Source organism: Streptomyces sp. NPDC001194, from assembly GCF_042896985.1.
Classification (GTDB): Bacteria; Actinomycetota; Actinomycetes; order Streptomycetales; family Streptomycetaceae; genus Streptomyces.
In genome coordinates this window covers 286,975-310,193 of sequence record NZ_JBIAXU010000003.1, presented here as the reverse complement: position 1 = coordinate 310,193, position 23,219 = coordinate 286,975, and the positions used below count along the sequence as shown (strand labels likewise).

General features: G+C 71.8%; 21 protein-coding genes. 4 read left to right on the top strand and 17 right to left on the bottom strand.

Annotated elements, in window-relative coordinates; genetic code table 11:
* Positions 1-4: 4 nt before the first annotated feature.
* From ACFY1T_RS09450 to ACFY1T_RS09430, 5 genes are all read right to left on the bottom strand, one after another.
* Positions 5-577, bottom strand: a complete 573-nt coding sequence (locus ACFY1T_RS09450; protein ID WP_390787676.1) for a hypothetical protein — start codon at positions 575-577, stop codon at positions 5-7.
* Positions 574-1,518, bottom strand: a complete 945-nt coding sequence (locus ACFY1T_RS09445) for a hypothetical protein (protein WP_390787675.1) — start codon at positions 1,516-1,518, stop codon at positions 574-576. The genes ACFY1T_RS09450 and ACFY1T_RS09445 overlap by 4 nt, the downstream gene beginning before the upstream one ends.
* Before the next feature lie 121 nt (positions 1,519-1,639).
* On the bottom strand, positions 1,640-1,951 hold the full coding sequence (locus tag ACFY1T_RS09440) for a hypothetical protein (RefSeq protein ID WP_390787674.1): 312 nt from the start codon (positions 1,949-1,951) through the stop codon (positions 1,640-1,642).
* A 322-nt stretch (positions 1,952-2,273) separates the two neighbouring features.
* Complete coding sequence (locus ACFY1T_RS09435; protein WP_390787896.1) at positions 2,274-3,317, bottom strand: AI-2E family transporter; 1,044 nt, start codon at positions 3,315-3,317, stop codon at positions 2,274-2,276.
* A 73-nt stretch (positions 3,318-3,390) separates the two neighbouring features.
* Positions 3,391-5,535 (bottom strand): SpoIIE family protein phosphatase, encoded by a 2,145-nt coding sequence (locus tag ACFY1T_RS09430; protein WP_390787895.1) that lies wholly within the window; start codon positions 5,533-5,535, stop codon positions 3,391-3,393.
* A 136-nt stretch (positions 5,536-5,671) separates the two neighbouring features.
* Here ACFY1T_RS09430 and aspS point away from each other — a divergent pair, with 136 nt between their 5' ends.
* Positions 5,672-7,489: an aspartate--tRNA ligase gene (gene aspS / locus ACFY1T_RS09425; protein ID WP_390787673.1), complete on the top strand. Its 1,818-nt coding sequence runs from the start codon at positions 5,672-5,674 to the stop codon at positions 7,487-7,489.
* A gap of 78 nt (positions 7,490-7,567) precedes the next feature.
* Here aspS and ACFY1T_RS09420 read toward each other — a convergent pair whose 3' ends face one another.
* A complete protein-coding gene (locus ACFY1T_RS09420) occupies positions 7,568-9,094 on the bottom strand; it encodes a VWA domain-containing protein (protein ID WP_390787672.1) in 1,527 nt (508 codons plus the stop codon).
* Between the two features lie 353 nt (positions 9,095-9,447).
* Between ACFY1T_RS09420 and ACFY1T_RS09415 the strand changes: the two genes are divergently transcribed.
* Complete coding sequence (locus tag ACFY1T_RS09415; RefSeq protein WP_390787671.1) at positions 9,448-11,541, top strand: PhoX family protein; 2,094 nt, start codon at positions 9,448-9,450, stop codon at positions 11,539-11,541.
* 97 nt (positions 11,542-11,638) lie between these two features.
* Here the strand turns inward: ACFY1T_RS09415 and ACFY1T_RS09410 are convergent, their stop codons facing one another.
* The 4 genes from ACFY1T_RS09410 to ACFY1T_RS09395 form a co-directional block, all read right to left on the bottom strand.
* Entirely contained in the window at positions 11,639-12,958 is a 1,320-nt protein-coding gene (locus ACFY1T_RS09410; protein ID WP_390787670.1) for a sensor histidine kinase, read from the bottom strand.
* 16 nt (positions 12,959-12,974) lie between these two features.
* A complete protein-coding gene (locus ACFY1T_RS09405) occupies positions 12,975-13,697 on the bottom strand; it encodes a hypothetical protein (protein WP_390787669.1) in 723 nt (240 codons plus the stop codon).
* 92 nt (positions 13,698-13,789) lie between these two features.
* On the bottom strand, positions 13,790-15,787 hold the full coding sequence (locus ACFY1T_RS09400; RefSeq protein WP_390787668.1) for an FUSC family protein: 1,998 nt from the start codon (positions 15,785-15,787) through the stop codon (positions 13,790-13,792).
* 120 nt (positions 15,788-15,907) lie between these two features.
* Complete coding sequence (locus ACFY1T_RS09395) at positions 15,908-16,735, bottom strand: hypothetical protein (protein ID WP_390787667.1); 828 nt, start codon at positions 16,733-16,735, stop codon at positions 15,908-15,910.
* A gap of 139 nt (positions 16,736-16,874) precedes the next feature.
* Between ACFY1T_RS09395 and ACFY1T_RS09390 the strand changes: the two genes are divergently transcribed.
* On the top strand, positions 16,875-17,291 hold the full coding sequence (locus ACFY1T_RS09390) for a hypothetical protein (RefSeq protein WP_390787666.1): 417 nt from the start codon (positions 16,875-16,877) through the stop codon (positions 17,289-17,291).
* 62 nt (positions 17,292-17,353) lie between these two features.
* Here ACFY1T_RS09390 and ACFY1T_RS09385 read toward each other — a convergent pair whose 3' ends face one another.
* The 5 genes from ACFY1T_RS09385 to ACFY1T_RS09365 form a co-directional block, all read right to left on the bottom strand.
* Complete coding sequence (locus ACFY1T_RS09385; protein ID WP_390787665.1) at positions 17,354-17,542, bottom strand: hypothetical protein; 189 nt, start codon at positions 17,540-17,542, stop codon at positions 17,354-17,356.
* A gap of 59 nt (positions 17,543-17,601) precedes the next feature.
* Entirely contained in the window at positions 17,602-17,976 is a 375-nt protein-coding gene (locus ACFY1T_RS09380; protein WP_158734253.1) for a hypothetical protein, read from the bottom strand.
* A gap of 161 nt (positions 17,977-18,137) precedes the next feature.
* Positions 18,138-18,719, bottom strand: a complete 582-nt coding sequence (locus ACFY1T_RS09375) for a hypothetical protein (RefSeq protein WP_390787664.1) — start codon at positions 18,717-18,719, stop codon at positions 18,138-18,140.
* 279 nt (positions 18,720-18,998) lie between these two features.
* Positions 18,999-19,754, bottom strand: a complete 756-nt coding sequence (locus ACFY1T_RS09370; protein ID WP_390787663.1) for a CbtA family protein — start codon at positions 19,752-19,754, stop codon at positions 18,999-19,001.
* Between the two features lie 30 nt (positions 19,755-19,784).
* Positions 19,785-19,997, bottom strand: a complete 213-nt coding sequence (locus ACFY1T_RS09365) for a CbtB-domain containing protein (RefSeq protein ID WP_030857499.1) — start codon at positions 19,995-19,997, stop codon at positions 19,785-19,787.
* Between the two features lie 190 nt (positions 19,998-20,187).
* On the opposite strand from ACFY1T_RS09365, the gene ACFY1T_RS09360 reads away from it, so the two are divergent.
* Positions 20,188-20,643 (top strand): histidine phosphatase family protein, encoded by a 456-nt coding sequence (locus ACFY1T_RS09360; RefSeq protein ID WP_390787662.1) that lies wholly within the window; start codon positions 20,188-20,190, stop codon positions 20,641-20,643.
* Here the strand turns inward: ACFY1T_RS09360 and pucL are convergent, their stop codons facing one another.
* Together pucL and ACFY1T_RS09350 are read right to left on the bottom strand one after the other, a co-directional pair.
* Positions 20,644-21,561, bottom strand: coding sequence for a factor-independent urate hydroxylase (pucL, locus tag ACFY1T_RS09355; RefSeq protein ID WP_030857495.1), 918 nt, complete (start codon positions 21,559-21,561; stop codon positions 20,644-20,646).
* A 230-nt stretch (positions 21,562-21,791) separates the two neighbouring features.
* Positions 21,792-23,144 carry an aspartate aminotransferase family protein gene (locus ACFY1T_RS09350; RefSeq protein WP_390787661.1) on the bottom strand — a complete coding sequence of 451 codons (1,353 nt, stop codon included), beginning with the start codon at positions 23,142-23,144 and terminating at the stop codon, positions 21,792-21,794.
* Positions 23,145-23,219: the final 75 nt, after the last annotated feature.

Below are 23,219 nucleotides of genomic sequence, written 5' to 3'. Positions count from 1 at the left end.
GTCGTCAGCAGTCGCCCAGCACCGAGACCGACGTGACCTTCCAGGGCGCGCCCAGCCGTTCGCGGACGAGGGTGAACGCGGACAGTTGGGAGGGCTTGTCCTGCAACTGGTCGGCGAGCGCGCCGCTCGCGCGGTCGTAGATGAGCCAGCGGTCGAGATCCACGCAGTCCTGGACCACACGGCTCTGCTCGCCGGAGACGTCCATGCCGTCGATCCGGTGCCCGACCTCGCCGCGGAGTACCTTTCCGCCCTCGCCGAAGTGCTTCAGCATGGCGCGCATGTCGTCCAACTGGGCCCCGGTGGCGATCTGGTCGAGCACGGGATCGGCGGGGTCGGCCTTCTGGCCTGCCGCCAGCCAGGAGGTCCAGTAGGCGTCGTACGCCCGCCGGACGTCGGGGGTCGGCTCGACGAGCCCGTTCCCGCTCGCCGAGGGCGTGGCCCGGGCGGCCGTACCGGCGGCGGGCGCGGTGCATCCGGTGGCGGTGAGGGCCAGCACCGCGCACGCGCAGACGGCCGCGACCGCCGCGGCCCGGGCGGGCACGGAACGGCCGGGCACGGCTCCGGCGGGGCGCGTCACGCCGTACCGTCCTTGAGGACCTTGCCCGCGGTCTTCACCTGCTCCGCCAGGTTCTTCTTCTCCTGCGCGAGCCCGTCCTTGTTCTTCTCCACGGCGGTGTTCTGGTACGCCGTCAGCACCGCGGTCCAGGTGTCGGCCAGCTTGCTCTTGTGCTTGCACGACACGTCCGTGGTGGCGGCGGTGATCTCCTCGGAGGTGACCGGGCCCGTCCACCGCGTGCCCTCCATGTCCTGGAGCTCCCAAGGGGTCTTCACCTGGAATCCGGCGTCCCGCATGCAGACGCTCCACTGGCCGATGGCGGCCACGACCCGACTGTCCCCGCGTGCGCGGTCGTTGGTCTGCTGCGTCAGCTCGTCGAGCAGTTTCGTGCCGGCCTTCCCGCTCTGCGGGTAGAGCTTGCGCGTCGCCTCACCCGAGCAACCGCCCTCCGGGGCGCCGGGCTGTGCGGGCGCTCCGTCCTGCGGACCGTAAAGGGCCGCCGTCTCGTTCGGGTCCTGCTTCTTCGTGTCCCTCGGGCGGTCCGGCGCGGCGCCCGTCCGGTAGCCGAATTTCATCGCGTATTCCGCGTCGACCAGACCGATTCCGGTACTTCCGCGTTCTCCTCCGGTATTGGCGTACGTATTCGAGTTCTTGAACGCCGCGAATCCGAGCCGGTGCATGCACGCGTCCGTGAGAATGTCCTGTGCCTGCTGCATGACTTTCAGCTGCTCTTTGTCGAACGCATAGGCGTCCAGCGGGAGTCCGGCGTGTACGGGATCCCCCTGCGGCGTGACGCTCACCTCGGGCTCCGCGCCGGGCAGGGACGCCGCCCCCGTCGACCCGGAGCCGCCGGAGCCGCCGGTGCAGGCGGTCAAGGCGGCGGCGAGGAGCAGTGCGGCCAGGGATCCGAAGGAGCCGGGGGACCCGAGCGGGCGGCGGGAGGACCGGACGGAGCGCGACACGATCGACCTTTCCGTGGTGTGCGGGTGGCCCTAAACTGCCGGGCGAGCCCGGTGCCGGGACCGATTCCAGCGGTCCCGGCACCAGGTGCCCGCGGGCTGGTTCACATACGGCTGTCGGCCGTCAGCAGTGCGGGTTGGCGATCTTGGCGAGCAGCGTCTCCGAGCTGAACCCGACCGCGCCGGTGTTGTTGTTCCGGTGCTTGGTCCAGTACGGGTTGCCGCTGACGTTCGTGCCCTCCGAGTAGCAGATGGGCGTGATCGTCTGGCTCCGGTAACCGAGGCCGTTGACGCGGTTGTCACTCGTGGACGGGGTCTGGCGGATGCGCACCCCGTCGTCCAGGTAGTCGCCGGCGTGGGCGGCGGTGGCCGCCCCGATGCCGAACGCGGCGGTGGAAAGGGCGATGGCCAGGAACTGAACTGCCTTGCGACGCACGTTGTCATCCTCTCGATGAGCCGACAGATCGTTCGTGCAGCCGAGAGGAATTGCCGCGCCCGTTTGAGCCACGAGCGCTGAGCTGGTCCCCCCGGTCCGGTGAAAGACGATGGCACGAAGACGAATTCCGTACCAGTGGGTTCCGGGGCTGCGGGCGAGAGCGGCCGAATGTGGTCCGGGGGCGCGCGGGAGCCGTCCACACGGACGTGACCGATCCATTTCCGGAAATGCGCAGGAGAGGACGGTTGCCGTAAAACGGCCGCCTTCCCTCCTCCCCGACCGGATGATCGGGAACCGTTTCACGGTTGTCCGGAAAAAGTTGCTACTCGGCGCGCTCTACCGCGGCGTAGCGTCTGCGGATCTCCGACACCACGCCGAACGCGGCCGCGGTGAGCGGTACGGCGAGCAGCATGCCGAGGATCCCGGCGACGCTGGCTCCGGCGGTGATGGCGAGCATGACCACGGCGGGGTGCATCTGGACGGTCCGGCTCTGGATCACGGGCTGCAGGATGTGCCCCTCCAGCAGTTGTACGGCGATCACCACGCCCACCGCCCACAGGCCGATGAACCATCCCCGCTCGGCGAAGGCGACGAGGACGGCCACCGCGCCGGAGATGAAGGCGCCCAGGTACGGGATGTACGCGCCGACGAACACCAGGGCGCCGAGGCCGACGGCGCCGGGGACGCGGAGCACGAGCAGGCCGACCGTGATGCACACGGCGTCGATCAGGGCGATGAAGGTGGTGCCGCGCATGAAGCCCTCGACGGCCTCGAAGGCACGGCGGGCCATCGCCTCGACGGTGTCGCCGGCCGCGCGGGGCGCGAGCGAGCGCAGGGTGCCGGCCGCGCGGTGCGAGTCGCGCAGGAAGAAGAACATCAACAGCAGGGCGAGGACGGAGGTGGCGATCACCTCGCCGACGACGCTGATGCCGGTGATGACGCCGGAGGCGGCCGTACCGCCGAACTTCGCCAGCAGCTCCTTGGCGTTCGAGGCCAGGTCCTCCAGGGAGGTCCCGGCGGGCCCGAAGCGGTCGGTGAGGTCCTGTCCGGCCTGTTTGAGGGAGTCGAGGATCTGGTCGCCCGTGCTGATCAGGGCGTGCACGACCACGTACCCGGCCCCGCCGAACACCGCGACCACGCCGAGGCAGGTGAGCGCGGCGGACAGCGAGGGGTGCACCCCCATCCGTACGAGGCGCCGGTGCATCGGCCCGAGCAGGGCGACTCCGAGCAGCGCGAGCAGGACGGGCGTGACGGCGGTCTTGAACGTGATGCAGAGCCACACGCCGACGGCGACCACGCCGGTGACGAGCAGGGCGACCACGCACCAGGCGGCCAGCCGCCTGACCGGCGGGGGGAGCAGAGTCAGCACCCGTGCATCCAACCACGGCGTTTCCGGACGGCGGCTCGGGAGGGCGTCGCGGCCGGGGCCCGGTCGCCGCTCAGTCGTCCTTGGCCTGTTCGTCCATCTCGAACCAGATCGACTTGCCCTCGCCGCGCGGGTCCACGCCCCAGGTGTCCGCCAGCATCTCCATCAGAAGGACGCCCCGGCCGCTCGACGCCATCTCGCCCGGGTGCCGCTTGTGCGGCAGCTCGTCGCTGGCGTCCGCCACCTCGATGCGCAGCCGCCGCGTCCCCAGCTCGCCCACCGCCTCCGCGACCAGCAGCGCGTCCCCGTCCGTGTGCACGAGGACGTTCGTGACCATCTCGGAGACCATGAGCACCGCCGAGTCCACCTGCTCCGCGTCCGCCCAGTCGTGCAGCAGCTCCCGGATCTGCCGGCGCGCGCCCGCGATCCGCTCCGGCTCCGCCTGCGCCACGGTCAGCATCGTGCGGCGCGCCGGCCGTGCCGGGTGCCGTGCGGGGGCCCCGCGGCCGCAATCCGCGCCCTCCCGGCGCAGCAGGACGACGGCTATGTCGTCCTCGCGCCGGTCGGCCAGCGGGCCGGTGGTGTGGTGCGAGGAGGGCCCGTGCACGGCCTGGACCAGCAGGTCGGCCAGCGTCTCCAGGCCCTCGGGCCCGTGGCTCCCGTCCGGCTCTTGCGTCTCGGACTCGAGGATCGCCCGCAGCCGCGCCCAGCCCGTCTCCAGGTCGTGCCCGCCGGTCTCGATGAGCCCGTCGGTGCACAGCATCATCGTCTCGCCGTGCTCCAGCGTGAACCGCGTCGTGGGGTAGTCCGTGTCCGCGACGATGCCGAGCGGGAGGCCCCCGGCGGTCGGCCGCATCAGCACCGTGCCGTCCGTCATCCGGATCACCGGGTCGGGGTGGCCGGCGCGGGCCACCTCCAGCAGCCCCGTCGCCGGATCGCACTCCACGTACAGGCAGGTCGCGAAGCGCGGGCTGCGGAAGTCGCAGTCCTCGTACGAGTCCGTGATGCCGGCCAGGAAGCGCGAGGCGCGGGAGAGCACCGCGTCCGGCCGGTGGCCTTCGGAGGCGTACGCGCGCACCGCGATCCGCAGCTGGCCCATCAGCCCGGCGGCCCGTACGTCGTGCCCCTGGACGTCCCCGATGACCAGCGCGAAGCGTCCCGACGGGAGCGGGATCATGTCGTACCAGTCGCCGCCGACCTCCAGGCCGCCGCCGGTCGGGACGTACCGCGCGGCGATCTGCATGCCCGGGATGTCGGGGCCCAGCATGGGCATCATCGACCGTTGCAGGTCGGAGGTGAGTTCCCGTTCGGATTCGGCCACGCCCGCCCGCTGGAGGGCCTGGGCGAGCATGCGGGCCACCGTGGTCAGGACGGACCGCTCGTCCGGGGAGAAGGACACCGGGTGCTTGAACGCGGCCATCCAGGCGCCCATGGTGCGCCCGGCGACGATCAGGGGGACGAAGGCCCAGGAGGCCCGGCCGAAGCGCTGGGCGAGCGGCCAGGTGGCCGGGAACCGCCGTTTGTACTCCTCGGGGCTGGGGAGGTAGATCGCCCGCCCCGTACGGACGACCTCGGCGGCCGGGTAGTCCGTGTCCAGCCGCATGTCCGAGAAGGGGGCCTCGTCCCCGGGGCCGTGCCCGTGGTGCCCGATGATCGACAGCCGGTCCCCGGCCACCCCGAAGACCGCCAGCCCGTCGGGGCTGAAGCCGGGCATCGACAGGGAGGCGGCGACCCGCAGCACCTCCGCCGTCGACCGGGCCTCGGCGAGCGCCCGCCCCGCGTCCAGCAGGAAGGCCTCCCGGGAGCGCCGCCAGTCGCCGGTGATCGGGGTGTGCACGGCGGTGGTGCCCGGCTGCGGCTCGGCGATCTCCTGGATCGTGCCGATCAGCTCGTAGTCGACGCGGCCCTCGGGGGACCGGTTCTCCACGGGCTTGGAGCGGCTGCGTACGGTCCGCAGCACCCGCCCGTCCTCGTCCATGATCCGCAGCCGGGCCTCGGCGAGGGTGTCCTCCGCCACCGCGAGGTTGACGATCCCGTTGATCTCGTTCCAGTCCACCGGGTGAAACCGCGACCGCACGACGACCTCGGGCAGCACGGCCGGCTCCGCGGGCAGCCCGAGCAGCCGGGCGGCCTCGCCGTCGAGGGTGACCGTCCCGGAGGCGTTGTCCCATCGCCACAGGCCCGTCGCGATGGCGGCCAGGACGTCCTCGGTGCGCACCCGGTCATCTTTACAGGTCATCCCCCCGGAGTGCCTGTTCTCGGGCGCTGCCGGGCACGCCAGCACGGTCCCCTGCCCGGACGGTAACCTTGTGAGGGTTGAATCCACCCTGGTATCGCGAAGAACTGGATGACTGATGCATCGGTACAGGTCCCACACCTGCGGCGAGCTCCGCGCCTCTGACGTCAACGCCGACGTCCGGCTGAGCGGCTGGCTGCACAACCGTCGAGACCTGGGCGGCATCCTCTTCATCGATCTGCGCGACCACTACGGCATCACGCAGCTCGTGGCCCGCCCCGGCACCGCCGCGGCCGCCGTCCTGGACAAGCTCTCCAAGGAGACCGTCGTCCGCGTCGACGGCAAGGTCGTCTCGCGCGGCGCCGAGAACGTCAACGCCGACCTCCCCACCGGCGAGATCGAGATCGAGGCCGTCGAGGTCGAGGTGCTCGGCGCGGCCGCCCCGCTGCCCTTCACGATCAACACCGACGACGGCGTGAACGAGGAGCGGCGCCTGGAGTACCGCTTCCTCGACCTGCGCCGCGAGCGCATGCACCGCAACATCATGCTGCGCTCCGCCGTCATCGCGGCGATCCGCCACAAGATGGTGGCCCTCGGCTTCAACGAGATGGCGACCCCGATCCTCACCGCGACCTCCCCCGAGGGCGCCCGTGACTTCGTCGTCCCGTCCCGCCTCAACCCGGGCAAGTTCTACGCCCTGCCGCAGGCCCCGCAGCAGTTCAAGCAGCTGCTGATGATCTCGGGCTTCGACCGGTACTTCCAGATCGCGCCCTGCTTCCGCGACGAGGACGCCCGCGCCGACCGCTCGCCGGGCGAGTTCTACCAGCTCGACGTCGAGATGTCGTTCGTCGAGCAGGAGGACGTCTTCCAGCCGATCGAGCGCCTGATGACCGAGCTCTTCACCGAGTTCGGCAACGGCCGCGAGGTCACCTCGCCGTTCCCGCGGATCCCGTTCCGCGAGTCGATGCTGAAGTACGGCAACGACAAGCCCGACCTGCGCGCCAAGCTGGAGCTCGTCGACATCACCGACGTCTTCGAGGGCTCGGAGTTCAAGGCGTTCGCCGGCAAGCACGTGCGTGCGCTGGCCGTCCCGGACACCGCCGCGCAGCCGCGGAAGTTCTTCGACGGCCTCGGCGAGTACGCGATCTCGCTCGGCGCCAAGGGCCTGGCGTGGGTCCGCGTGGGCGAGGACGGCTCCCTGACCGGCCCGATCGCCAAGTTCCTCACCGAGGAGAACGTCAAGGTCCTCACCGAGCGCCTGGGCCTGGTCCCCGGCCACGCCGTGTTCTTCGGCGCGGGCGAGTTCGAAGAGGTCTCCAAGATCATGGGCCCGGTCCGGGTCGAGGCCGCCAAGCGCGCCGGCCAGTTCGAGGAGAACGTCTTCCGGTTCTGCTGGATCGTCGACTTCCCGATGTACGAGAAGGACGAGGAGACCGGCAAGATCGACTTCTCGCACAACCCCTTCTCCATGCCGCAGGGCGGCATGAAGGACCTGGAGGAGAAGGACCCGCTCGACATCCTGGCGTGGCAGTACGACATCGTCTGCAACGGCATCGAGCTGTCCTCCGGCGCCATCCGCAACCACGAGCCCGAGGTCATGCTGAAGGCCTTCGAGATCGCGGGTTACGAGGCGGAGACCGTCGAGCGCGAGTTCGCCGGCATGCTGCGCGCCTTCCGTCTCGGCGCCCCGCCGCACGGCGGCATCGCCCCGGGCGTCGACCGCATCGTGATGCTGCTCGCCGACGAGCCGAACATCCGCGAGACCATCGCCTTCCCGCTGAACGGCAACGCGCAGGACCTGATGATGGGCGCGCCCACGGTCCTGGAGGAGTCCCGCCTGCGCGAGCTGAACATCGCGCTGCGCAAGCCGGTGGAGACGAAGGCCGCCGACGCCAAGCCGATCGCGGAGGCCGTCCACCCGGACGCCGCGCGCTGATCGCCCGTAGGTGAGACGAAGGGCCCGGGATCCATTGCGGATCCCGGGCCCTTCGTCGTGCGCGGGCGGCTGCGGCGCTCAGAAGCTCTGGAGCAGCCCCTTGGCCAGTGCGGCGGAGGTCAGCTCGGCCGGGGCCGGGCCGGCGTGGAAGAAGCCGGCGTTCTCGGCGTCCAGCTTGCGCAGGAAGTCGAAGGCCTTGGCGTCGTGGTCGCCGAAGGCGACGAACTGCCAGTGCACGCCGGGGGCGGAGGCGGCGGCGTCGGCGAGGGCCTGCTTCGCGGGCCGGACGCTGTCGGGGGCACCGTCGGTCTGGAACACGACGAGGGCGGGACCCTCGCCGCCGTCCTTCTGGTACCGCTCGACGACGGCCTCCACGGCCACGTGGTAGCTGGTGCGGCCCATGCGGCCGAGTTCGGCGTGGCGGGCTTCGACCCAGGTGCCGTCGTGGGCATCGAGGGTCAGGTCGGCGGTGCCGTCCACGTCCGTGGAGAAGAACACGGTGTGCACGGTCGCCTCGCCGTCGAGGTGCGCGGCGAGGGCGAGGGCGTGGTCCGCGAGGCGCTGGGCGCTGCCGTCCTTGTAGAACGGGCGCATCGACCCGGACCGGTCCAGGACCAGGTACACCTTGGCCCGCGCACCGGCCTTGCCCTTGCCCCGGAGCACCTGCCCGGCGGCCTTGTAGGCCGCGGCCACCCCGGGAGCCGTCCGCTTCACGTCGGCGAGCGCGTGGGCCGGCCCGGCGGTCTCGGTACCAGGACCCTCGACGTCGGCGACGACGGCGAGCTCGGGTTCGGCCACGTCGACGACCGGCTCCTCGACGACGGCCTCGGGCTCGGGCTCGACGACGGCCTCGACGACCTCGACGACGGCCTCGGGCTCGGGCTCGGCGGCGGCCTCGACGACCTCGACGACGGCCTCGGGCTCGGGCTCGACGACGGCCTCGACAACCTCGACGACGGCCTCGGGCTCGGGCTCGGCGGCGATCTCGACAACCTCGACCACTGCGACCGGTTCGGCGACGGCCTCGGCCTCGGCCTCGGGCTCGGTTTCGACGATCACGTCGGCCACCGGCTCGACCTCGGCCACGTCGGCGACCGGCTCCGCCTCCGGGGTCTGCGCCTCGGCGGCCAGGGGCTCCGCGACGACCTCGGGCTCCGGCTGCACCTCGGGCTCGGCCACGACCGGGGCGACCGCCTCGGCCACCGGCTCCGGTGCGGGCTCCTCCGCCTCGGCCTCGACGGCCTCGGCTTCGGGGGCCTCGACGGCTTCGGCCACGACCTCGGTCTCGGTCTCGGCCACGACCTCCGCTTCGGCCGCTGGGGCCTCGGCGGCCACGACCTCGGCCTCCGGCTCCGCGACCACCTCGGCCGCGGCGGCCTCGGGCTTCGCCTCGGCGGCCGGTGCATCCGGCTGGGGGCGCCGCGCCTCCGGGACCGTGGGGTCCGGCGCCGTGGCGGTGAGAAGGGTCCCCGGTTCACGGTCCCGCGGAGCGGACTGCGGGGGAACCGTGGGGTTGTCGAAGGAAGCGGCGACCAGTTCGGCCGCCACGTCCAAGGGGGTCCGTTCCGCCTGGCTCGGGACGGCGGCCGAAGTGGCGTCCGTCATCTCCGGAACCGGCTCGGCAGACCGTCCGAACACCTTGCGCAACAAGCTCCGAATACCCATGGGCCAGGCCTTTCGCATGAGTGCGTGCGTCATTTGTCCGTGCTGCGCGGATGATCCCTGCCCAGAGTGGACACGTAAGGTTATCGGCCGCTTGGCTGGAACTTCGGCAGGGGCGCCCTTCGTGGCGCCCGGCCCAACCAGCACACACCCCATCTTGCCGAACTCCCGCACCGACGTGCCCGGTTCACCGGGCGTTCATTCCGCCGCCGCCGCTTCGGCGCAACCCGCGCCTACCGTCACGGCTGGATTCGACCGACATGCTGTCGGCACCCGTGCATCTACGGAGGACACTCGTGCGCAAGCTCCTGCCGCTCATAGGCAACTCGCATGGGGGCGGCCGTTCCGCCCTCACCTGCCGCTACCGCTGCGGCGACGCCTGCTTCCACGAGGTGCCGAACAAGAGCGACAACGAGTACGTCGGCGATGTCATCGCCCGCGCGTACTCGCGCCGCTCGATGCTGCGCTCCGCCGCCGTCGTCACGGTCGCGTCCGCCGCCGGTACCGCGATCACCCTCGGCAGCAACGGCTCCTCGGCCACCGCCGCCCCCGCCGCCGACGCACAGGGCGCCGCCGCCGACGCCGCGGGTGCCCGCGGCCTGCGGTTCAAGGCCGTCGCGCCGAACACCGACGACCGGGTCACCGTCCCCGAGGGCTACGAGCAGAACGTGGTCATCCGCTGGGGCGAGCCGATCGTGAAGGGCGCTCCCGGGTTCAATGCCGACAAGCAGACCGCCGCCGCCCAGGCCGGTCAGTTCGGCTACAACAACGACTTCCTCTCGCTGCTCCCGCTCGGCGGTGACTACGAGCGCCAGCAGCTGCTCGTGGCCAACCACGAGTACACCGACGAGATCCTCATGTTCAAGGGCTACGACCCGGCGAACCCGACCCGCGAGCAGGTCGAGATCGCCTGGGCCGCGCACGGTCTCGGCGTCGTTGTCGTCCAGGAGGACCACCGCAGCGGCAAGCTGACCGCGGTCAACCGCCACCAGCTGAACCGCCGCCTGACCGCGACCAGCGAGTTCAAGCTCACCGGCCCGGCCGCGGGCAGCGCCCTCGTGAAGACCTCCGTCGACGCGACCGGCACCAAGGTCCTCGGCACGCTCAACAACTGCTCCGGCGGCACCACCCCGTGGGGTACCACGCTGCACGGCGAGGAGAACTTCAACCAGTACTTCGCCAACGCCGGCCAGGTCACCGACGCCACCGAGGCCGCCCGCCTGAAGCGCTACGGCGTGACCACCGGCGCCACCGAGCGCAAGTGGGAGCGCTTCGACAAGCGCTTCGACGTGCTCCAGGAGCCCAACGAGTCGCACCGCTTCGGCTGGGTCGTCGAGCTCGACCCGTACGACCCGCACTCCATCCCGCGCAAGCGCACCGCGCTGGGGCGCTTCAAGCACGAGGGCGCCCAGCCCCGCCTGACCGAGGACGGCCGCCCGGTCGTCTACATGGGCGACGACGAGAAGTTCGACTACTTCTACAAGTTCGTCTCCTCGAAGCAGATGAAGAAGGGCGACTCGCGCGCGGCGAAGGAGCACAACCTCACGCTGCTCGACGAGGGCGCCCTCTACGTCGCCAAGCTGACCGGTGACTCTCCGGCGGCCGAGTTCGACGGCACCGGCAAGCTCCCCTCCGACGGCCGGTTCGACGGCTCCGGCGTGTGGATCAAGCTCCTCACCTCCTCCCCCTCCGGCAACGTCTCGCACGTCGAGGGCATGAGCGCCGAAGAGGTGGCCGTCTTCACGCGTGAGGCCGGCGACAAGGTGGGCGCCACCAAGATGGACCGCCCCGAGGACATCGAGCCCTCGCCGCGCACCGGCCGCGTGTACGTCGTCCTCACCAACAACAGCGACCGCGGCAAGGCCGGCAAGGCCGGAGCGGACGAGGCGAACCCGCGCAACGCGAACAAGCACGGCCAGATCCTGGAGCTCGCCGAGAACTTCGACGACCCGGCCGGTGACGGCTTCGCCTGGCGCCTGTTCCTGGTCGCCGGTGACCCGAAGGACCCGTCCACGTTCTTCGCCGGCTTCCCGAAGGAGAAGGTCAGCCCGATCTCCTGCCCGGACAACGTGACCTTCGACCCGCACGGCAACCTGTGGATCTCCACGGACGGCAACCAGCTCGGCTCCCACGACGGCCTGTTCGGCGTCGCCACCGCCGGTGAGCGCCGCGGTGAGCTGAAGCAGTTCCTGACCGTCCCCCGCGGTGCCGAGACCTGTGGCCCGCTGGTCCAGGACAAGCGCGTCCTCGTCGCCGTCCAGCACCCGGGTGAGATCGACGGCGCGTCCGTCGAGAAGCCCCAGTCGGTGTGGCCCGACGGCCCCGGAAAGATCGTCCGCCCGGCGGTCGTGTCCGTCTGGCGCAAGGACGGCAAGAACATCGGCGTCTGATCCGGCCGGTGGGTGTGGTCAGTTGACCGGTTGAACCCGTTTTGGGCGGTGGGTGTTTCACGTGAAACACCCACCGCCCATGGGCGTTTCCCCTCGGCTACCGCTGGGAGGTGTCCCCGGTGAAGCGTTCGTCGGCCAGACGTCCCACAGGGAGCCTGAGCGTGGTCACCGCCCCGCCGTCGGGTGTGTTGGCGAAGTTCAGGTCGATGTCCAGGACCGACGCCTGGCCGACCACGATGGTCAGGCCCAGCCCGTGGCCCCGGCCGCGGCCCGGGTCCCCGGTGCGGAAGCGCTGCGGGCCCTGCTCGATCAGCTCGGGCGGGTAGCCGGGCCCGTGGTCGCGTACGACCACCACCGGGCCCTCCACGCTCACCTCGACCGGCGGTTCCCCGTGCTTGTCGGCGTTGACCAGGAGGTTGGCCAGGATCCGGTCCAGCCGCCGCCGGTCGGTCAAGACCACCACGTCCCGGATGATCCGTACGGAGACTTCCAGGCGGGTACTCGCGACGGCCCGCCGTACCGCTTCGCCGAGCTCCATCCGGGTCAGGTCGGCGTGCTCGACCCCCGAGTCCAGCCGGGAGATCTCCAGCAGGTCCTCGGTGAGCAGGTGCATGGCCTTGAGCCGGTCGTTGATCATCTCTTTGGGGCGCCCCTCCGGCAGCAGGGCGGCCGCGGCCAGCGAGCCGGTGAGCGGGGTGCGCAGCTCGTGCGCGACGTCGGCGGTGAAGCGCTTCTCCGCCTCGATCCGCTCCTGGAGCGAGCGGGCCATCAGGTCGAGTGCCTGCGCGACGTCGCGGACCTCGTCGTGGTGGCGCGGCCGTCGCCGGCCGCCGGCTCCGGTCGTGCCCTCCGTCCCGTCCCCGCCGTCCTGTTCGGTGGGGAACCCCACGCGCGCGTCCAGGTCTCCGGCGCTGATCCGGCGGGCCACGGCGGCCGTGGTGGTCAGCCGGCGGCTGATCCGGTTGGCCAGGAAGAGGCCGGCCAGCGCCACCACTCCCGCGGCGAGCGCGGCGGAGGCGAGGATCGCGGTGTCGATGTCCCGCAGCCGGTGGCGGGTGCTCTCGTACGGGAGCCAGACGGCGAGGACCTTGTCGTCGGCGGGTCCGGCGGCCCACATGACGGGCTTGCCGGCGTGCTCGCCGACCATGCTGCCGGTGCGTCCGCGGGCCACGAGTCTGCGCAGCGGCTCGGGGAGTCCGGGCGGGTTCAGGGCGACGTTCACATCGCCGTGGGAGGTGCCGTACTGGTACTGGGCGAGGGCGTGGTCCAGGTCCCGGTCCACGTCCTTGCGGACCTCCCCCACGATCTGGCGGGCGACCACGTTGTGCACGAGGATCCCGAGGACCGCGGCGACGGCGCAGCACACGGCCGTGGTGGTCAGGGCGATCTTCCAGCGCAGACTGCTCGTCACCCGCATGGCGCCCCGGCCCCGCTCAGCCCCGGCTCGCGGAGGAGCACGGGGTGGGGCTGTCCTTCGCGCCCGGGCACTCGTCGAGGGTGAGCTGCGACAGGTTCATGATCCCGGCCTCGGGGTCCCACACGTAGTCGGAGACCGAGACCTTCTCCGGATTCGAGGTCGGCTCGCGGACCGCCAGGTGTTCGGCGGCCACCTCCACGCCCTCCAGCACCCCGCGCCGGGACAGGATCCGGGCGATCGACCCGTCGTCCTGAACGGTGTAGACGCGCAGTTCGCTGACCCTGCCGTCGATGTCCAGGGCGGTGATCAGCTCGTCGCGGCCGTTGCCCGTCACGTCGTGCAGCACCGCGGGCCGCACCGGGCAGCGCGGACCTCCGTCCACAGCCTGTGTACACAGCGCGAGCCGCTGCACCGCCCGGGGGTCGACGAGGCGCCCGGTCCCCTGGTCCTGGGCGGTGGCGGCGGTGATGTCGGCCCGTAGGACCTCCAGCGCGTTCACGCCCCGCATGCTGAGGCCCGCGACCTTGGGCAGCCCCGGGACCACGGCGGCGGTACCGGGGTTCTGGCCCGGCCCGGGCGGGTCCGGGTGGATGTCCGCCCACAGGGACTGCGGGGCGTGGACCGTGCCCAGGTTGCCGTCGTCGCGCAGCCCGTCCACGTCGGCGCACCCGGACGCCGCCGCGAGGACGGCGGCGAGGACCGGGGCCGCCGCGCGGCCGCGCCGGGGGAGGGGCTTCATGCACCGATGCTCTCCCGCCGGGGCCCTGCGGGCCCGGTCCCGGGGCCATTCGGGCGACGCCCTCCCGGGGGCCACGGGAGGGCGGTCCCGCGTCAGTGCTCGTCGGCGGCGATCGCGCGGGCCGCGGCGAGCTCGTGGCGCACCGGGGCCAGGACGGAGCCCTCGTCCCCGGGAGGCAGCGCCGGGGGGTGCAGCTGGGTGGGGGTCCTGGCCTTGCGCACCCCCTCGGCGAGGGCGCGCAGATCGGCGATGACGGTCGCCACTTCCTCGGCGCGGGGGGCTTCGGCGCCGTGGTTGACCCGGACCCGGGCGGCGGTGGTCGCGTCCACGATGCGTTCGACGGCGACGACCAGCGGCCACCAGGCGGCGGCCCGCGCCCCCGTCGGAGGCGGCTCGGTCAGCGCCCGCTGGAACTCGGTGCGTACGCCCGACATCTCACGGTAGATCCGCCGCCGGGCCTGGAGCCGGGCGGTCCGCGCCGCCCGCTGCCCGGCCTCCGTGTCGGGAGGGGCCCCGAAGGCCCGCTCCACGTACCGGGCGGCGTCGTCCACGGTGTCGGCGAGCCGGTCGCCGATCCGCGTGTGCCAGCTCTCGGGCCACAGCAGGTAGCCGGCGATCAGGGTGATGGCGCAGCCGATCAGGCTGTCCAGCAGCCGCGGCCGGATCAGGTCGAAGCCCTGGTGGTTGAGGAGGTCCGAGAGCAGCAGGATCACCGGGGTGATCGCGGCGGTCTGAAAGGCGTACCCCTTGGCGGAGAACGCCGGGATCAGGGCGCCGAGCACCACCATCACCGGCACGTCCCACCAGCCGCGCGGTACTTCGGCGAGCACGGCGGCGGCGACGACCAGCCCCACCGCCGTGCCCAGGGCGCGCAGCACGGCCCGGGAGAACACCGATCCGAAGTCGGGCTTGAGGACGAAGGTGACGGTCAGCGCGACCCAGTAGGACCGCTCGACCTCCACCACGGAGACCAGCGTCTGGGCGAGCCCGATGCACAGGGCGAGGCGCAGCCCGTACCGCCAGGAGGCGCTGGACATCATCATGTCGCGCACCGCCCGCCGGGCGCGGACCGTCAGCGCGGCGGGGCGGCCGAGCCGGTCGTCCACGTTGTGCAGGTCGGGCTCCGGCACGTGCACGATGGCCGCGGCGTGGCGCAGCGCCGCGTCGAGGGCCCGTTCGGCGGGGGTGTGCGGAGCGGGCAGATCCAGTACGGGCTTCCCGGTGCGCCCTTCCTCCACGGCCCGCGCCAGGTCCCGTACGGCCGCCGGGATCTCGGGCGGCAGCGCCTTGCCCCGCAGGTGCATGGCGGGTGCGGCCTCCACCAGCGGGATCACCACGTTCAGCTGGGCCAGCATCCGTACGAGCGCGGGACTGCGGCCGTGCACCCGGGCGCGGCGGCCCAGGATCAGGTCGTAGGCCTGGTTGAGGGCGTGGGTGACCTGTCGGCGCCGCTCGTCGTAGTCCGGTCCGCCCGCGGCCTCCAGTGCGTCGGCGAGCGCCCGGTAGGTGGCCGCCACGGCGACGCGCTCCGGCTGCCGCCCGCGCAGCGGCCAGCCCAGCAGGGACAGCAGGAGGACGAAGAGTCCGCCCGCGCTGAGCAGCAGCGGGGCCGTCCACCAGGGCTGGGGGAGGGGCAGACCGGCGCCGACCACGGCGTTGAGGAGCAGCAGCAGTCCGGACACGGACGCGACCGTGCCGATCGAGGAGATCATCCCGGAGACGAGGGCGATCAGGGTCAGGGCGCCGACCGCGAGCCAGCCGTGGCCGAAGACCAGGGTGCCCAGGGCCACCCCGACCGCGCCGAAGAGCTGCGGCACGGCGATGTTCAGGACCCGCATCCGGTAGGCGTCGGCGGTGTCTCCGATCACCCCGGACAGGGCGCCCATCGAGACGAGGGCACCGTACTCGGGCTCGTTCAGGGCGAAGCCGACGGCGAGCGGGGCGGCCATCGCCACGCCGGCGCGAGCGGCGGCGGCCCAGGGGATCGGGGCCGTGTTCGGCCGCAGTCCCTTGAGCAGCCAGGCGGGTGGAGTCAGCGGACGGTGCCGGGGGCGCCCGGAGGGTATCTGTTCGGTGCGTTCGGTGCTCATTCAGCTTCCGTGCGGCCGCTCGTGAATCGGTTCTTCTGCGCTGTTCCGGGGTCTTGCGTTCTTCTTGGGTTCTTCTCGGCCTCATCTGGGGCGTTCTGCGCGTGCCGGTACCTTCCGAGCTTATGGGGTGCGGCGTAGCCGGCCCGTCAGCCAGGCGGCGAGCGCGGCGCCTAGCCCGATCGCCAGCACCACCCAGGCGGTGGTGCGCAGGAACGCGGTGAGCGCGTCGTACACCGCCGCGGCGGCCGCCCGGTCGATGTCGGCCGGCAGGTCGTCGAGGGTGAGTCGGCGGCAGACGGCCACCGCGATCCACAGCAGTACCGCGCCGACGGCCACTCCCAGCCCGGTCGCGACCACGGCGCGGCGCCGGCGGACGGCGACGGCGATCGCCGTCGCGGCGAGCACCACGGTCAGCACGGGGAGCCAGATGCCGGCGATCTGCAGCATGCGGAAGCCCTTCCGGAGTGCTCTGAGGTCGTCGTACTCCATGACCTTGACCGATACGTGGGTCACCGGGATGCGGTCGGCGAACGGCACGCCGTCGGCGACGAGGTCCCCTTTGACCTGCTCGATCACGGGGGCGAGGTCGATGGAGACGGCGTCGCCGTCGCCGGTGGTGAGCGCCTTGAGGAACGCGGCGTGCGCGGCCCGGTTCGCAGCGTCCCAGGCGGTGCGGTAGGCCGGTGTGCCGGCGAAGGAGTGCAGGGCCTCGCCGAGCAGGGCGTCGACGCCGCCCTGGAAGGGCCCGGCGTCGATCTGCCCGGCGAGGGCGCGGCTCGCCTGGGTGACGACGACGCCCTGCACGGCCGGGTCCTCGGCCAGTGGGGACATCGCGGCGGTGTACCGGTCGGCGTCGCCCAACTCGTGGTCAGCCCAGTACGCGACGGCGCCGGCGGGCACCAGGAGGGCCACCAGCACGATGAGTACTGCCGAGAGGAAGGTGCGCACGTCACCAGGGAAAGCCGCGGCGGCGGGCGGCGCGAGCGGTGCTGCTGCGGGCGGGTGGCCGCACCGGCCGATCCACTGATCCACTTGCCGGTCAGGGGTGGCGGGTGTGCCCTGGATGATGGGAGAGAGGAGCCCTGTCATGGCACATGCGGCACCCACCGCCCCCGGGCGGCACCTGCGGACGAGCGGTACGAGGACGGGCACGGAGAGCGTGAGCAAGGGCCCGCTGGTGCGGGCGCTGCTCCTCGGACTGGTCTACGGCGTCTGGGCGGCCTTCATGAAGCGCCAGACGGGACCCGTCGACGCGGGCAACGTCTTCTACGGGATCCTGTGCGGCGTCGTCTTCGCCGCCATCATGTACACCCTCGCCCGCGTCGGCCCGCGGTTGATGCGGGAGGTGCACGCCGCGGCGTACGGAGCGTTCGGCGGTATCGCGGTGGGCTATCTGTACAGCCTGGCCGACCACTCCATCCTCCGCTCCTGCTGGGTCGGCCTCATCACCGGCATCGGCGTCGGCCTGGCGGCGTTCTACCGCTACTACCAACGCGAGCCCTGATCCGGAAGCCGCGGCAGGCGCCGGTCCCGATCGGGGACCGGCGCCTGCGCGTGTTCGCGGGCTCAGCCCTCGGACGGGGTATCGGAGCCGTTCACCGCCCCCGTCGCGGCCACGGCAGAGGTGGGGGCGGGAACGGCCGGGGCGTCCTCGCCGTCGGTCCCGCGGCGCGGGGGCTTCGGGGCCGGCGGGGTGTAGCGGGCGGCCTCGGCGCGGAGCATGGCGTTCAGGGCGGCGTACGGGTCGATGGGCATGCCGGAACCTCACGGTGTTCGGGGGGTGTGTGGGGGGTGTGCGCTGCTGCTCGACCCGCTCAGCAGCGCAGGACCACACTCCGCTCCGTCCACGCGGACAGCATCGGCCCGTCCGTCCCGTACCCGTCGGCCCGTACGGCCTGACCGGGGTGTTTCACGTGAAACACCGGCCGCGGCAGCTGCCGGACACCCGGCAGCCCGCGCACGACGAGCCGTACGGTGCCCCGTACTTCGGGTTCCGCGGCCGGATCGGACTCGCCCTCGGCGGGGGTGCCCGGCTCGCTCGGCGCGCCGGAGGCGGTGCGTTCGACCGCGGCGGCCGCCGCTGCGGCCGTCGTGACGGCGGGACCGGACGCGAACAGGCACAGCAGTACGACACAGGCCGCCGAAAGGGCCCTGGCCCATGGCGTGCGCGCGTACCGAGTCCCGCTCATGCGAGGGGTCTGCCCCGACACGCCGGACAACTCCCCGACCGGACCCCAGAAGCCCCCGACCGGGGGACGAAGACACCCCCCTCGGCTGACAGGAGGCCCCGCCGGTTGCCGGATCGGCCGGTGCGGTCGGCCCGGTCGTCCGGCCCGGTCGTCCGGCTCGGTCAGCCGGTGCGGCGCTGCCCGGTCAGCCGGGCCAGGACGGTGGTCTCACCACTGACCAGCCGCAGTTGGGCGCGCCCGGGCCGCTGCCCGCGACCGCTGACCCCGGCGGGCGAGACCCGGTCCACGGTGAACACGGCTGTACGGCGGTCGGCGCGCGCGATCTCGATGGTGAGCCCCCGCCGCAGCTCGGCGAGGCGCAGATCGGCGGCGGTGACCACGGCGGTGCCGGCCGAGCCCGGGGCCGGGCTGTCGTGGTCCCAGGCGGCCTCCTCGGCGTCCCCGCCCAGCGGCAGGTCGACGCCCAGGCTCGGAATGTGCAGCCGCAGTGGCCGCGAGATCCGCAGCGGTGTGATGGCGAGGGCCCGGGAGGGCCGGGACCCCTTGCCCGGTGCGTGCTGCCCGGCGTGCTCCAGCTGCTCGACGAGCCGGCGGTGGCCGGACAGACCCAGCGCGCGCGAGGGCAGCGCGTCGGCGGCGGTGGCCGCCGTGGGCCTGGCGCCCTCGGTGCTCCGCAGCATTCCTACGCCGGCTCCCAGCAGAGCCACCGTCAGCACGCCGGCCACCCACTTGGCGTGGGGCATGGAATTCCCTCCTGGTGCGATCCCCCGGCTCCGGCGGCCGGGTCTTCTGAGAGCAGTGGACCCTCTCCCCGCCCGTCAGTACCGCTTACAACGCCTGAGAGTGACGTCGCGTCACAGGCGTGTCGCCACCCCGCCCCGGACGTCTTCGCAGCTGGCGACGGGTGAGCCACCGCCATTCCGTGGATTGCGCAAGATACGACCGAATGAGTGGACCGCGGAAACGACCGCGGCCCCGGCCGCCGGTGGGCGGTCAGGGCCGTGGGGATGCCGGGCGCGGCGTCAGCTCGCGGGCTGCGCCGCCTCCAGGGGGGCGGTGGCCGGGGTGAGGGAGCGCTCGGCGAGGACACCGAAGACCAGGCCGAAGGTCGTCCACATCACGGCCTGGATGGCCAGGGTGGCGAGGCGGAACTGCCAGATGAGGGCGGCCGGGAAGTCCGCCGGGACCTCGTTGATGCCGGGCAGGGAGGCGTAGGCGATGGCGACCGCCGCGACGAAGGCCACCGAGGCGACGATCGACGCGTTCCAGTTCCCGAGCTTGGGCGCCAGGCGCCGGCCCAGGATGAGCGCCGCCGAGGACAGCAGCACGCTCAACGCGATCATCAGGACGTAGAGGGTGGTCCTCCGGACGACGGTGTCGGGGTCTCCGACGGCCGGCGGGTTGGAGGGGTACTTGAGGAACGGCACGAGGTTGAGGGCGACGAACAGGCCGCCCGAGACCAGCAGGGCCGTGACCCGCGGGCCGAAGCGGCCGATGCGGCCCAGGGCGTAGCAGAAGACGAGCGCGGCGATGCCGCCGAGCGCGATGCCGTACAGCAGCGTGCCGGTGCCGAGACCGGCCGTGGCCTGGAGGGCCCGGCTGACCGGGGCCGCTTCCTCGCCGTGGTCGTGGGCGGCGTGGCCGGCCTCTTCGATGGCGATGGCCGCGTCGACCTTGGATTCACCGAGGACGTAGGCGACGAGGAAGGCGGCCAGGCCCGCGAGCAGGCCGGCCAGCATGCCCCGGACCAGCAGGACGCGGGGGGAAATGGGGTTCATGGTTCGGTTCTTCCCTTGCTGGGGTGGAGATCAGTGGCAGGGGAAGCCGAGGAGGTGGCGACCGTCGTGCATCCACTCGTGGACGGTGTCGCCTTCGAAGAGCGCGGTGGCGCCCTGCTCGGCACCGACGAGGTAGAGCAGGACCAGCATCAGGACGCCGACGAACACGGCCCAGGGGGCGAGCGCGGAGAGCGAGATCGGGGCGACGGCAGGGGCCGTCGTGGGCACGGCGGAGTGAGCCATGGCAGTACCTCCAGAGGGAACACGCGTCCCGGTCAGTGGTGCTCGCGACGACATGGCGGGTCTGACTTTCCTCCCCCTCCGGGAGGATTCACAGTGGCGCGACCGTGCCGGATTTTCACCGGTACTTCCGTCATACCGTCGTCTTTTTTTTGGTTGTCGTCCGAGACCGTACCGCGTTTACGCTCCCCTTATGAAGAGTGCCGTGGTACGAGTTCAGTTCGTGACACGTCCGTTCGACCCCGCTTCACGGCAGATTCGTTTCGGCCACGGAGCGTCCTGCCCCGGCCATGCGGGCCTGCGCGGCCCGGACACGGGCGCCTGGGCGGGCCGGACCCTGGACGAGGTCTCCGCCGAGGAACCGGCCGCCGTACAGCGGTGGCTGACCGAACCCGACTACGCACCGCCCGGCGGGGAGTCCGTCACCGCGCTGATCGCCCGCGTAGGGGCCGCGCTCGCGGGCCTGGCCCCCGGAACGCATCGCGTCGTGGTCGACCAGGCCGTCGTCCGGGCGGGCGTGGTGCACGCGCTGGAGCTCCCGGCCGCCGCCTTCTGGCGCCTCGACGTACGGCCGGACACGGTGACCACCCTCAGCGGGCGGCTCGGCCGGTGGAACCTCCAGCTCGGCCGGCCGCTCGACACCCCTTAGCTAGGCGACGATCCAGTCGCTCGTCGCGATGACCGGCTGCACGCCGTCGCGGTGGATGGTGCCCTCGATCAGGCCGTACATCCGGTCCGCCGCGAAGTAGACCTCGTTGTCGTTCTTGAGGCCGAAGGGCTCCAGGTCGACCAGGAAGTGGTGCTTGTTGGGGAGGTTGAGACGCACCTCGTTGACCCGCGGGCAGTTGTCGAGCACCCGCTCGGCCATCTGGTTCAGGGTCTGCTGGAGCGAGTACGAGTAGGTCTCGGCGAAGGCCTCCAGCATGTTCTTGCGGACCTTCTTGTACGACTGGTCCCAGTCGAACGCGGCGTCGTCGGCGGCCAGCGCCGAGTGCGCCCAGCGCGCGGTGACCTTGGTCGCCAGGATCCTGTCGTACGCCTCCTTCAGCGTCGTGTATTTGTCCTTGATGTAGCCGTGGAACTCGGAGTTCGTCGAGTTCATCACCGTCAGGTCCTTCAGACCCGAGATGACCTGGAGGCCGGTCGTCTCGCTGTACGTGATCTGCGCCGTGCGCACCTCCTGGCCCTTGCGGACGAAGGAGTGCTGCTCCTTGCGCGTCGGGACCGGGATCCGCTCCCAGGCGTACTCCTCGATCCGGATCTGCGCCTCGCGGATGGGCGACTGGGAGGAGACGAAGTGCTTGGCGAGCAGGATGCCGAAGGCCTCGGGCGAGGCGATGCCGTGCTCCTTGCCGAAGGCGTACACCGTGTTCTTGGTGGTGTCGGTCGGCAGGCAGTTGGCGTTGTCGCCGGTCAGGTGGACGTCGCGGAACTCGCCGCGGAGCGCGACCGACACATTGAGGTCGCGGATCTCGTGCCACGACCCGTCGGATCCCTTGCGGGTGACCTTCACGATGCGGTTCTCGGCCTTGCCGTACTGGTTCTGCGCGAGGACGTGCTTGCTCATGGCTGTATTCCTTCGGGTACACGGAGTCCGGCTGACTGGATCCCGTACGCCTGGCGTCCAGCGGTCGGCCCGCTCCCCGCCGTTCGGTCACGGAAGACCGCCCCGGGACTGACGTGCATCCCGGTCCGTAGGTGCTCTGTCGGATTCCAGCACGTTCACGTGGTGTTCGGAATGTCGCGGAACGTCCAAGACAGGCACCCACGGATTGGGCGACCTTACGTCCGTGCAGGTCAGGCCATGTGTGCGTCCGCCACGGAGAGGGCCTCGTCGAGGATCGCCAGCCCCTTGGCCACGTCCTCGGGAGCGATGTTGCAGGGCGGGGCGACGTGGATGCGGTTGCCGGCGAGCAGCGGCCACAGCCCGCCCTTCTTGCAGGCGGCCCCGAACTCGGCCATCGGGGCGTTGTCCGCTCCCGAGGCGTTGTACGGGACGAGCGGTTCGCGCGTCCGCGGGTCCCGTACGAGCTCCAGCGCCCAGAACGTGCCCAGCCCGCGCACCTCCCCGACCGAGGGGTGCTTCCAGGCGAGGGCGCGCAGGCCCGGGCCCAGCAGCTCCGCGCCGGTGCGGGCGGACTGCTCGACGATGCCCTCCTCCTCCATGACGTTGATCGTCGCCACGGCGGCTCCGCAGGCCAGCACGTGCCCGGAGTACGTCAGCCCGCCCGGGTAGGGCCGGCGGGCGAAGGTCTCGGCGATGGCGGCCGAGATGGCGACCCCGCCCAGCGGGACGTATCCGCTGGTCACGCCCTTGGCGAAGCAGATCAGGTCGGGGGTGACGCCCCAGTGTTCGGAGGCGAACCACTTTCCGGTGCGGCCGAAGCCGACCATGATCTCGTCGAGGATGAAGACGATGCCGAAGCGGTCGCAGAGCTCGCGGACCCCGGCGAGGTATCCGTCCGGGTGGACGAGCACGCCGGGCGCGCCGCCGACGGTCTCCAGGATGATCGCGGCGATGGACTGGGGACCCTCGAAGACGATCGTGTCCTCGAGGTGGCGCAGCGCGCGCTCGCACTCCTCGGCCTCGGTGGCCGAGTAGAACGGCGAGCGGTAGGTGAACGGCCCCCAGAAGTGCACGACACCGGCGGTCGCGCTGTCGTTGCCGAAGCGGCGGGCGTCACCGGTCAGGTTGATCGCGGTGGAGGTGGCCCCGTGGTACGAGCGGTACGCGGACAGCACCTTGGGCCGACCGGTGTGCAGCCGTGCCATCCGTACGGCGTTCTCGACGGCCTCGGCTCCCGCGTTGGTGAAGAAGATCTTGTCGAGGTCGCCGGGCGTGCGCTCGGCGATCAGCCGGGCCGCCTCCGAGCGGACGTCGACGGCGAAGCCGGGCGCGACGGTGCAGAGCTTGGCCGCCTGCTCCTGGATGGCAGCGGTCACCTTGGGGTGCTGGTAGCCGATGTTCGTGTAGACGAGGGCGCTGGAGAAGTCGAGGAAGCGATTGCCCTGGTAGTCCCAGAAGTACGAGCCCTCGGCCCCGGCCACGGCGAGCGGGTCGATGAGCTCCTGCGCCGACCAGGAATGGAAAACGTGCTTCCGGTCGGCGTCTTTCACGGCGGCGAGCACGTCGGCGGCTTCTGCGTTCATGTCCCGAGCGTAGTTGTCCATGATGTGGACCCCTGGGAGGGTCGGACGATGTTTCACGTGAAACACGGCCTCGGC

Coding starts and splice junctions, on each gene's coding strand:
- pucL (WP_030857495.1), bottom strand. CDS start 21,561: ATGAGCAAGCACGTCCTCGCGCAGAACCAGTACGGCAAGGCCGAGAAC.
- ACFY1T_RS09410 (WP_390787670.1), bottom strand. CDS start 12,958: ATGCGGGTGACGAGCAGTCTGCGCTGGAAGATCGCCCTGACCACCACG.
- ACFY1T_RS09360 (WP_390787662.1), top strand. CDS start 20,188: ATGAAGAGTGCCGTGGTACGAGTTCAGTTCGTGACACGTCCGTTCGAC.
- ACFY1T_RS09365 (WP_030857499.1), bottom strand. CDS start 19,997: ATGGCTCACTCCGCCGTGCCCACGACGGCCCCTGCCGTCGCCCCGATC.
- ACFY1T_RS09385 (WP_390787665.1), bottom strand. CDS start 17,542: ATGCCCATCGACCCGTACGCCGCCCTGAACGCCATGCTCCGCGCCGAG.
- aspS (WP_390787673.1), top strand. CDS start 5,672: ATGCATCGGTACAGGTCCCACACCTGCGGCGAGCTCCGCGCCTCTGAC.
- ACFY1T_RS09390 (WP_390787666.1), top strand. CDS start 16,875: ATGGCACATGCGGCACCCACCGCCCCCGGGCGGCACCTGCGGACGAGC.
- ACFY1T_RS09350 (WP_390787661.1), bottom strand. CDS start 23,144: ATGAACGCAGAAGCCGCCGACGTGCTCGCCGCCGTGAAAGACGCCGAC.
- ACFY1T_RS09370 (WP_390787663.1), bottom strand. CDS start 19,754: ATGAACCCCATTTCCCCCCGCGTCCTGCTGGTCCGGGGCATGCTGGCC.
- ACFY1T_RS09405 (WP_390787669.1), bottom strand. CDS start 13,697: ATGAAGCCCCTCCCCCGGCGCGGCCGCGCGGCGGCCCCGGTCCTCGCC.
- ACFY1T_RS09400 (WP_390787668.1), bottom strand. CDS start 15,787: ATGAGCACCGAACGCACCGAACAGATACCCTCCGGGCGCCCCCGGCAC.
- ACFY1T_RS09420 (WP_390787672.1), bottom strand. CDS start 9,094: ATGACGGACGCCACTTCGGCCGCCGTCCCGAGCCAGGCGGAACGGACC.
- ACFY1T_RS09375 (WP_390787664.1), bottom strand. CDS start 18,719: ATGCCCCACGCCAAGTGGGTGGCCGGCGTGCTGACGGTGGCTCTGCTG.
- ACFY1T_RS09380 (WP_158734253.1), bottom strand. CDS start 17,976: ATGAGCGGGACTCGGTACGCGCGCACGCCATGGGCCAGGGCCCTTTCG.